The following is a 9,226-nucleotide window of genomic DNA, read 5'->3' as shown; positions in this document are numbered from 1 at the left end:
CTCATCCTCACGCCCGGCCACAGGCGTACCAATCGGCACATCAACCCCACCCCCAGACCGCGCCAACACCACAGCCAACGCCGCCTGAAGAACCATGAAGAGGGTGACGTCGTGGTCGGCGGCCAGCTCGGCCAGCGCGGCGTGCAGGTCCGCGGGCAGTGCGACGTCGACCGTCGCGCCCTCGTTGGTGGGCACCAGGGGGCGGGGACGGTCGGTGGGCAGCTCCAGGACCTCCGGGAGACCGGCGAGGGTCCGCTCCCAGAAGGCCGTCTGGCCGGCCAGTGGGCTCCCCGGGTCCGCCTCCGAGCCCAGGACGTCCCTCTGCCAGAGCGCGTAGTCGGCGTACTGCACCACCAGGTCGGGTCGGTCACTCCAGTCGGGGACCTCCCCGAGCAGCCGTGCTCCGTACGCGGCGCCCAGGTCGTCCATGAGGGGTGCCATCGACCATCCGTCGCTGGCGATGTGGTGCACGAGCACGACCAGGACCGCGTCCCGTCCCCCCGCTCTCAGCAGCCATCCCCGGATCGGGATCTCGCTCTCCAGATCGAAGGCATGGCGCACCGCCCGGTCGATCCCGCCGCGGACGCCCTCCTGCCCGGTGTCGACGGCCTCCAGCACCGGCCGGACGGGCAGGACCCGCTGGACGGGTTCGCCGTCGACGGAGGGGAAGACCGTGCGCAGGGCCTCGTGGCGGTCGGCCACGTCCCCCAGCGCCGCGCGGAGCGCGTCCTCGTCCACCGGGCCGCGCAACCGCAGAACCACCGGGACGTTGTAGGTGGGGCTCGGCCCCTCCATGCGGTGCAGGAACCACAGGCGTCGCTGCGCGAAGGAGAGTGGTACGCGCTCGGGGCGCTCCACCGCCGTGAGCGGTGCGCGCACGGACCCGCCGGAGACTGACCTGACCAGCGCGTCGACCCCGGCGACCGTGGGAGAGCGGAACACGTCCCGCAGGCCCAGTTCCGCGCCCAGCACGGCGCGCACCCTGCTGACCAGCCGGGTGGCGAGCAGGGAGTGACCGCCCAGGTCGAAGAAGGAGTCGTCGATCCCGACGGCCTCCACTCCGAGGAGTTCGCGGAAGACACCGCAGAGGATCTCCTCCTGCGGGGTGCGCGGGGACCGGCCGGTCGAGGTGTACCGAGGCGCGGGCAGGGCCTTGCGGTCCAGCTTGCCGTTGGCGTTGAGCGGGAGTTCCTCCAGCACCACCACCGCGGACGGCACCATGTGGTCGGGCAGTGATGCGGCCAGGTCCGCCCGCAGGGCGGCCGGGTCGGCCTCCACACCCGCCTCGGCCACCGCGTAGGCCACCAGCCGCCGATCACCCGGACGATCCTCCCGCACCACCACGGCGCTCTGCACGACACCGGACGACCCGGCCAGCACGGCCTCGACCTCACCGGGCTCGACCCGGAAACCCCGGATCTTGACCTGGTCGTCCACCCGGCCGAGGAACTCCACGGTCCCCGCCTCGGTCCACCGCACCAGGTCACCCGTGCGGTACATCCGCTCCCCCGGAGCACCGAACGGATCGGGCACGAACCGCTCGGCGGTCAGGTCCGGACGCCCCACGTACCCGAGCGCGAGACCGGCCCCGCCGACGTACAGCTCACCCGGCACACCCACGGGGACCGGACGCGACCGGCCGTCGAGCACGTAGCAGCTGCGGTGGGCGATGGGCGCGCCGACCGGGACCAGCGGGCCGTCCACCTCCGTGACCCTGTGCGCGTTGGTGAAGACCATGCTCTCGACCGGCCCGTACCCGTGCTGCAGCCGCACACCGGGAAGGGTCCGCAGGAAGCGTCGCATGTGTTCCGCCGACGGGGCCTCGCCGCCGGTGACGACCTGGCGCACCCCGTCGAACACCTCCGGGTGCTCGTCGAGGACCAGGTTGAACAGGCCCGCGGAGAGCCACATCGCGCTGACCCCGTGCTCGGCGACCAGCTCCGCCATACGTCTCGGCTCGGGCACCTGCCCGGGCTGGAGGACGCACGTCGAACCGTGCAGCAGCGCGCCCCAGAACTCCAGCACGAAGGCGTCCCAGGAGACCGGAGCGGTCTGCAGCCACACCTGCTCCGGGCCGAAGTCCAGGTAGTCCTGCCCGAGGAGGGTGGAGACCACCGCTCGGTGCGGGGCCACCACTCCCTTGGGCACGCCGGTCGAACCCGACGTGAACATCACGCAGGCGGCGGCGCCCGGGGGCACCCGCAGGCCCAGGTCCTGCGCGCCGTGCCGCGCCACGGCCCGGGCCTCGGCGTCGACCCGGACGAGGAGCCCCGCGCCGACACCGCGCCCGGCCAGTCCCGCCCTGGTCACGACCGGTCCGACACCGGCGGTCGTGACCATCGTGGCCAGGCGGTCGTCCGGGAAGGCGGGGTCGAGGGGAACGTACGAGGCTCCGGTCTTGAGCACCGCGAGCAGCGCGGACGCGAACTCGGGGCCGCGCTCCAGTAGTACGCCCACCCTGGTCCCGGGGCCGACCCCCAGCCCTCGCAGATGGCGCGCCAGGCGGTTGGCGCGGGCGTTCAGCTCGCCGTAGGAGACCACGGCGCCGTCGAACACCACCGCCGCGGCCTCGGGCCCCACCGCGGCGCGCTCCTCGAACACCTCGTGCACGGCCCGGTCCGTCACAGCGGCAGCCGCACCGCGGTTGAACTCCGCGACCACCCGCCGGTGCTCGTCCCCCGAGATCAGGTCCAGGTCCCCGACGGCGGTCTCCGGGTCGTGGCACAGCGCGTCGAGCAGGCGCACGAACGAATCCGTCCGGCGCTCCAGGTCCTCCGGGGTGAAGACCGCCGGGTTGGCGTCGAAGTCGATCTGCAGGGCGCCGTCGCGGCCGCGCTGGAGGACGTCGATCCGCAGTTCCTCGATGGGTCCCTGGAAGAGGTTGTGCGGAACGCAGGGCAGACCACCGAAGTCGACGTCGTAGTCGAAGGACATGATGTTGATGAGCGGGCCGAACTCGCGCCTGGTCTGCGGGGTCTGGCCGAGCAGCCGCCGGGTCGCGGCGACCGGGTGGCGCTGGTGGGGCAGGCAGGACCGCAGGGCGGCCGCCACGTCCCGGGCCACGTCGGCCACGGGCGCGTCCGGGTCCACGTTCAGGCGCAGCGGGATGACGTTGGAGTACATCCCCGGGGTGCGGAGGCTGAGTTCCGTGGTGCGCGCGGTGACCGGGAGGCTGAGGAGGATGTCGCGCTCTCCCGTCCACCTCTGGGTGTAGGCGGCCACGGCCGCCATGAGCATCTGCTTCCACCGGGTCCCGCAACTCTCCGCCGCCCGACGGATCCGGGCCACGCCCTCCTCGTCGACGAACCGGGTGGAACGCAGGTACCGGGGCCCGGGTTCCTCCCGGTTCCGGGTGAGGGCGGTGTGGTGCGGGGCACCGTCCAGGTAACCGGCCCAGTAGCGGCGGTCCTCCTCGCGCTCCGGCCCGGCCTCGTACCGGGCCGACTCCTCGGCCAACGCCTCGAACGAGCCGAGGGGCGCGCCGGTGTCGGTGCCGTGGAGCATCCCCGTGTACACCTCGGCCACGCGCCGCGCCAGCAGCATGAAGGTGTAGCCGTCGACCATGAGGTGGTGCGCCCTGTGGAACCAGACGTGGCGGTCGCCGCCGAGTCGGAAGAGCACGTGGGCGTAGAGCGGGTGGCGGGTCACGTCCAGGGGCACCGCGAGTTCCTCGCGCATCAGCGCCAGCGCCTCCGCGGCGGGGTCGTCGGCGTCGCCGAGGTCCACGACCCGCATGGGGTAGGTCAGCGTCGCGTCGGTCCACTGGCGCGGACCGGACTCGGTGGTGAGGAAGCGCGTCCGCAGGATCTCGCTCTCGGACACGACCCGCTCCACCGCCCGCTCCAGGGCGACGGGGTCGAGCGGCCCCTCGATCTCGTAGTACTCCCCGTTGTTGAGCATCGGGCTCTCGGGGTCGGCTTCCTGGGTGAACCAGATTCCGCTCTGCGCCTCGTTGAGCGGCCGGGTTTCGTCGAATGTGCAGAGCATCGAGTTTCCCTTCTCCCTTTCCTGGACTGATCGGACTGTCGGCTTCGGCCTGGGGGTTCGCAGGGGCACGGCCCCGTGGGGAGGGCCGGAGCGCCCTCAGGGGACGGTGCTCGGTTCCGCTGCGGTCGCGGGGGCCGACCCGGGCAACAGGACGTCCTCGCCGCCCAAGGCGTCCGGGGAGTACTTGCCGAGTGCGCTGATGAGCAGGCGCGCCTCCAACTCCAACGCGCCGACCAGGTTGACCAGACCGTGCTCGGGGTCCTCGTCGACGGCGACGAGCGCGGCGCGGCCCAGTCCCACGGCACGCGCGCCCAGGGCGAGGGCGACGACCGCCCGCCCGGCCTCCCACATCCGCCCGGAGGCGAGCAGGCACCCGTCCGGGGCGCCGATCCTGCGCAGGCACTCGCCGAGCGGCAGGCCCACCCGGTCCAGGAAGACCGAGGGCGCCCAGCCCGAGCCTCCCTCGGCGCCGTCGACCGTGACGGCGTGCGCCCCGGCGGACCAGGCCACGCGGGCCGCGTGCCCGACGTCTCGTCCGGGCGGGAGCTTCACCCAGACCCGGACCCGCGGGAAGTTGTTGCGCATGAACCTGATCTGCTGGGCGAGGATCTCCTCGGTGAACGTGCCGGGGCTGGAACTGCGCAGACGCGGACCGCCCCGAGGGTCCAGACCGCTGACGTCGTAGCGGTCCGAGAGCCGGTCGGCGTCGTCCTCGCCGACCATGGTCATGCCGCCGAGGCCCGGTTTGGCCCCCTGCCCGAGCTTCAGTTCGAACCCCAGCCGGCCCGAGTCCAGCAGTGGTGCGGCGGCCGGGTCGGAGTGGACCTGGTTCCACACCTCCGCGTCGGCGTCCTCCGTGCTCTGCTGGACGACCACGCCCCCGACCCCCTCGGGCAGTTCCGCCGCGTAGGCCTCCAGCCTGCTCAGCAGGGAGGAGTCCGCGCGGTAGCCGAGCGTGGGAGCCACGTTCTCGCCCACCACAAGGGGGATGCCGAGGCGCCCGGCCTGCCGCCCGGCGGCGAGGGCGAGTTCGGTCCCGACCTGGGTGGACCCGAAGGCCGACACGTACACCGGAAGGGCCGAGGCGAAACCGCCGACCCGGGTCCGCAGGTCGACGTCGCCGAAGAGCGGTTCGCGGGCCAGGTCGATGAGCTTCTCCAGGCGGCGGGGCATGAACACCGGGGGCACGAGGCGCGCGGCGTCGAGCGGGTCCACGGTGGCGGTGGAGGTGACGTCGGCCCCGATGACGGCCCTGCCGTAGGAGTCGTCCGGCGGGAACACGGCCGCGCGGCCCCTGCGGGCGCGGTCGCGGATCGCCCGTTCCGGCAGACCCTCGGCGTGCAGTCGGTTCATGCCGACACCACCCCGGGGAGTTTCGGGTAGGCGGTGACCTGCCACAGGGAATCCATACCGGTCAGGTACCGAAGGACCCGCTGCAGGCCCATACCGAACCCGGCGCTCTCGGGGATGCCCTCACGGGCCTCCTTCAGGTACCAGCCGTACTTGGCGGGGTTCTCGCCGCTCTCGCGGATTCCCGTGACGATGGCCGCGTAGTCGGCCTGGCGTTCGCTGCCGCTGACCAGTTCGCCGTAGCCGCCGTGCGCCAACAGGTCGAAGTTGCGCAGGAGACCGGGGTTCTCCGGGTCCTCCCTGTCGTAGAAACCCCGGGAACCCTTGGGGTAGTCGGTGACGAAGAAGGGCCGGTCCGCCTTGTGGGACAGCATCGCCTCGCCCTCCCAGTCGATCTCGGTCCCCGCGTCCTGACCGTGGCCCATCCCGCGCAGGGTCTCGACGGCGTCGGCGTGGGTGCGGCTCCCGAAGCCGCCCCTGAGCAGTTCCTTGAAGAAGACCGGGTCCCGCCCGAGTCCGCTCAGGAGTTCGGGGACCCGTTCGAGCACGTGGGCGACGACGTGGGTCAGCAGGCCCTCCGCCACCCGCATCGCGTCGTCCCGGGTGGCGCCCGCGATCTCCACGTCGATCTGGTGGAACTCGAAGAGGTGGCGTCCTGTGGACGCGGTCTCCAGGGGTTCGGCCCGCACGTTCGGCGCGATGTAGAAGAGCTTGGGAAAACCGCGCAGCGACGCCTGTTTGTAGAGGATCGCGCTGGTCATCAGCTTGTAGCGGTGACCGTAGAAGTCCACGTCGAGCTGTTTGGCACCCCGGCCACCGGGGTCGGTGACCGGTCCGGTCAGGGGTGGCAGGAGCTCGACGAAGCCCTGTCCGCGCAGGTGGTCCCGGGTCGCCGCGAGGACCTCCTGCTGCACGAGCATGATGTCGCGGGTGGTCCGGGAGGTGAGGTGCTCACCCAGGGGCGGGATCGGCGAGGGGTGCTCGGGGTCGTTCATGGTTCCTCCGTCTCGGGACGCCGGGTTCGGCGGTCGTGGGGGTGCGGGAGCGGGCCGCTCAGGTGGCCCGGTCATAGCGCTGTTCGACGTGGTGGAGCATCGTGAGCAGGGCGTCGGCGGTCAGCCGGGAGGGCACCGCCGAGTCCACGGGCACGGGGATCGGCATGTTCCCGGTGCTCAGCCAGCGCAGGTAACCGTCGTCGCCGATGTAGCTGCGGGCCTGTCCTCGGTTGTCCGGGTGCAGACAGAACGGGAGGTCGAGCCGGCCCCGTTCGAACGCCCGTGGAAGGGCCCGTCCGATGTCCGGGTCGATGTCCAGGACCGCCTCGACGAGCGCGCGGGCCTCGGCGAGGACACCGCTCTCCCCCGCCTCGGTCACGGGCGGTCCCGCCGTCTCGGCGGCGCGGGCACTGACCTCCAGCGCCCGGACGTTCTCCTCGACGGTGGGGATCCGGTGGGCCTCCGCCTCGGTCTTGACGATGACGCGCGCCGCACCGGCGCGTACGGCGGTGCGCGCCGCCTGTTCCATCAGGAGCGCCGCGCCGCGGGGGGAGCGGGGGTAGACCCCCATGTAGGCGTAGAACACGATGTGCCACTGGGTGTCCGGGAGGTACTCGACCGCCAGTCGGCGCAGGGCGAGCACGGCCTCCTCGTCCTGCGCGGGGTGGATCTGCTGCGCGTAGCTGAGCGAGACGCTGCGGATGCCGTGCTGACGGAAGAAGACCCCTTCGAGCAGGCTGATCGCGACGAGGAGGCTGGGCGGGCAGAGCTGGCCGAGCATGCATCCGCCGAAGCTCTCCAGGTGGGGACGGCGCCCGTCGGCCCCGGACCCGGCGAAGAGTTCGGTGCTCTCGACCCAGTTGTCCACCGCCTCCCGCAACGGGGTGCGGCTGTAGGGCAGGCAGTAGGAGACCGGCCCGCCCTCGGTGGCCTCCAGCCCGAGGCGGGTCAGGGTACGGAAGATGTCCTGCGGCCGGGAGGAGCCATGGCGGACCTGAACCGGGAAGGCGACGTCCCGGACCCCGTCGAGGAGCTCCACGGTCTCGTGGTCGGGACGCGCGACGATCGGGTAGCCGTTGAGCTTGACGCCGTCGGCCAGGGCCCGGCGCGCCGCCTCGTGGTCGCCCGTCCGCGTGTAGCTGTCCAGGGTCAGCGTGCCCACGCTGACCGCGTCCGCCGCCCTGGTCGCGACCAGGCCCGCGCGCATCCGTTCCAGGTCACCGAAGCCCATCCGGGGCTGGACGACCAGGTGCCCGTTCCGTTGCGCGGCGGCGACGAAGTCACCGAAGGAGGGACGGGTGGTGTCGACGTCCGCGGTCATGACACCGCTCTCAGCCCGCGCGCGGACACGAACTCGCGGAAGCCGCCCAGCTCGTGCTCCGCGAAGACCGCGTCGAACCCCTCGTTGAGGAGGCGGCGCGTGAAGCCGACGTCGCGGACGCCGTCCACGCCCAGCTTCCCGCCCACGACGAGGGGTATCCGTTCGAGCCCGGGGACGGCGCGCAGGTGCCGGATCAGCCCGAGGGCGTCGTTGAACCCGTGGCCGTTGACGCTGCTCACCACGACCAGGTCGGGGCGGTGTTCCAGACACGCGTCGGCCAACAGCTCCTCGGGAACGCAGGCCCCGATGTTCACGACCTCGTGCCCCATCTCCTCCAGCAGGAGCTGCATGAAGATGAGGTTCCAGGTGTGTGAGTCGGAAACCGTACTGGAAACGATGGACTTGGGCCGAAACCCCGTCACGCCACCACGGAACATCTATCCCACCTCGCAATGGCGCATGGCCGTTGGTTTCTCTCCTCGCGGAGAAGTTACGTCCCGCACGGACGGAGAACGGGAAGTGCTGTCGGCAGATTGGGCGGCATGTGCGCCGACCACGGTTCAGGCCGCGACCGGGGCCGCGGCCCGCCGGTCGTGCGCGGCGCGCAGGACACGGACGAGGTTGAGCGTGTGCACGCGGGCCTGGCCGGTACCGCGCTCGCACCGCACGAGCCCGCGGGTGATCAGGGCGTTCAGCACCCTGCCGCAGTCGGCGAGCGGGAGACCGCCGATCCGGGCCAGGCCGTCGGCGCGTTCTCCGTCGGCGGTGGCGCACAGCAGGTCCAGCACGGTCTCCTCGTCCGGGGTGAGGTCGGAGGAGACCCTGACCAGTCCCTCGACGAGGCCGGGCGCGGCGGGTCCGGTCAGCGGGCTGAGGAACGGGAGGGGGTCCTCCCGCAGGCAGGCCAGCAGGGTGGCCGGGTCGTAGAGGGTCAGCCACGTCGCCGCGCAGACCAGCGCGCCGGGGATCCGGTCGAGCAGCACGCAGATCTCGGCCAGCAGCGGCGTCTCCTCGGGGCCGGGGCCGGGTGAGAGACGGGTGTCGCCCAGGTGCCAGACGAGCACGTCCACGGCGGCGGCGGGCGCGAGGGCAGTCAACGGGAAGACCTGCTCACCTGGTGCGCCGTAGGGCCGGTCGGCCACCGCGAGTACCCGCAGCGCCGGGCATTCGTGGAGGATGCGGGCGAGCGCCGCGCCGTTGGGCGCCCCCGGGCGGGGCGCGTCCAGGACCAGCAGGGCGGGGCGGTCTCCCACGGCGTGCACCAGGTCGGCCACCCCGTCGCGGTCGCTGTCCACGGGTCCGACCACGGAGAACAGGTCCGCGACGGCCCGGCCCACCAGGTCGGCCAGCTCACCCGCCGGCGCGGGGAAGTCGTGCTCGGAACCCGTGGCCCACAGGACCGGGAGTTCGCAGGAGCGGTGCAACCGCTGGGCGACCTCGATCGCGACGCGGCTCTTACCGACCCCAGGGGCCCCGGTCACGGTCACCAGGCGGCGGCCCGGAGCGGCCAGGGCCATGGCGAGGGCCTCCGCCTCCTCCTGCCGCCCCAGGACGGGGGTGCGGGGGTCCGGGG

At 72.6% G+C, this 9,226-nt stretch carries 6 protein-coding genes; all 6 read right to left on the bottom strand.

Features of this window, described 5'->3' with window-relative positions; translation table 11 throughout:
• Positions 1 to 3,987 (bottom strand): non-ribosomal peptide synthetase (locus DSY14_RS25000; protein ID WP_211719071.1); only part of this gene is annotated, 3,987 nt, incomplete at its 3' end.
• A 96-nt stretch (positions 3,988 to 4,083) separates the two neighbouring features.
• A complete protein-coding gene (locus DSY14_RS24995; protein ID WP_211719070.1) occupies positions 4,084 to 5,340 on the bottom strand; it encodes a glutamate synthase-related protein in 1,257 nt (418 codons plus the stop codon).
• Entirely contained in the window at positions 5,337 to 6,332 is a 996-nt protein-coding gene (locus DSY14_RS24990; RefSeq protein WP_211719069.1) for an asparagine synthetase A, read from the bottom strand. Before DSY14_RS24990 ends, DSY14_RS24995 begins: the two co-directional genes overlap by 4 nt.
• A 58-nt stretch (positions 6,333 to 6,390) precedes the next feature.
• On the bottom strand, positions 6,391 to 7,653 hold the full coding sequence (locus DSY14_RS24985; RefSeq protein WP_211719068.1) for a methylaspartate mutase: 1,263 nt from the start codon (positions 7,651 to 7,653) through the stop codon (positions 6,391 to 6,393).
• Positions 7,650 to 8,090: a cobalamin B12-binding domain-containing protein gene (locus tag DSY14_RS24980; RefSeq protein WP_211719067.1), complete on the bottom strand. Its 441-nt coding sequence runs from the start codon at positions 8,088 to 8,090 to the stop codon at positions 7,650 to 7,652. The genes DSY14_RS24985 and DSY14_RS24980 overlap by 4 nt, the downstream gene beginning before the upstream one ends.
• A gap of 123 nt (positions 8,091 to 8,213) precedes the next feature.
• The coding region (locus DSY14_RS24975; protein ID WP_374224057.1) for an AAA family ATPase at positions 8,214 to 9,226 on the bottom strand (1,013 nt) is incomplete at its 5' end.

The organism is Nocardiopsis sp. MG754419 (genome assembly GCF_018207095.1).
Classification (GTDB): Bacteria; Actinomycetota; Actinomycetes; order Streptosporangiales; family Streptosporangiaceae; genus Nocardiopsis.
This window is presented reverse-complemented; position numbering and strand designations above follow the sequence as displayed.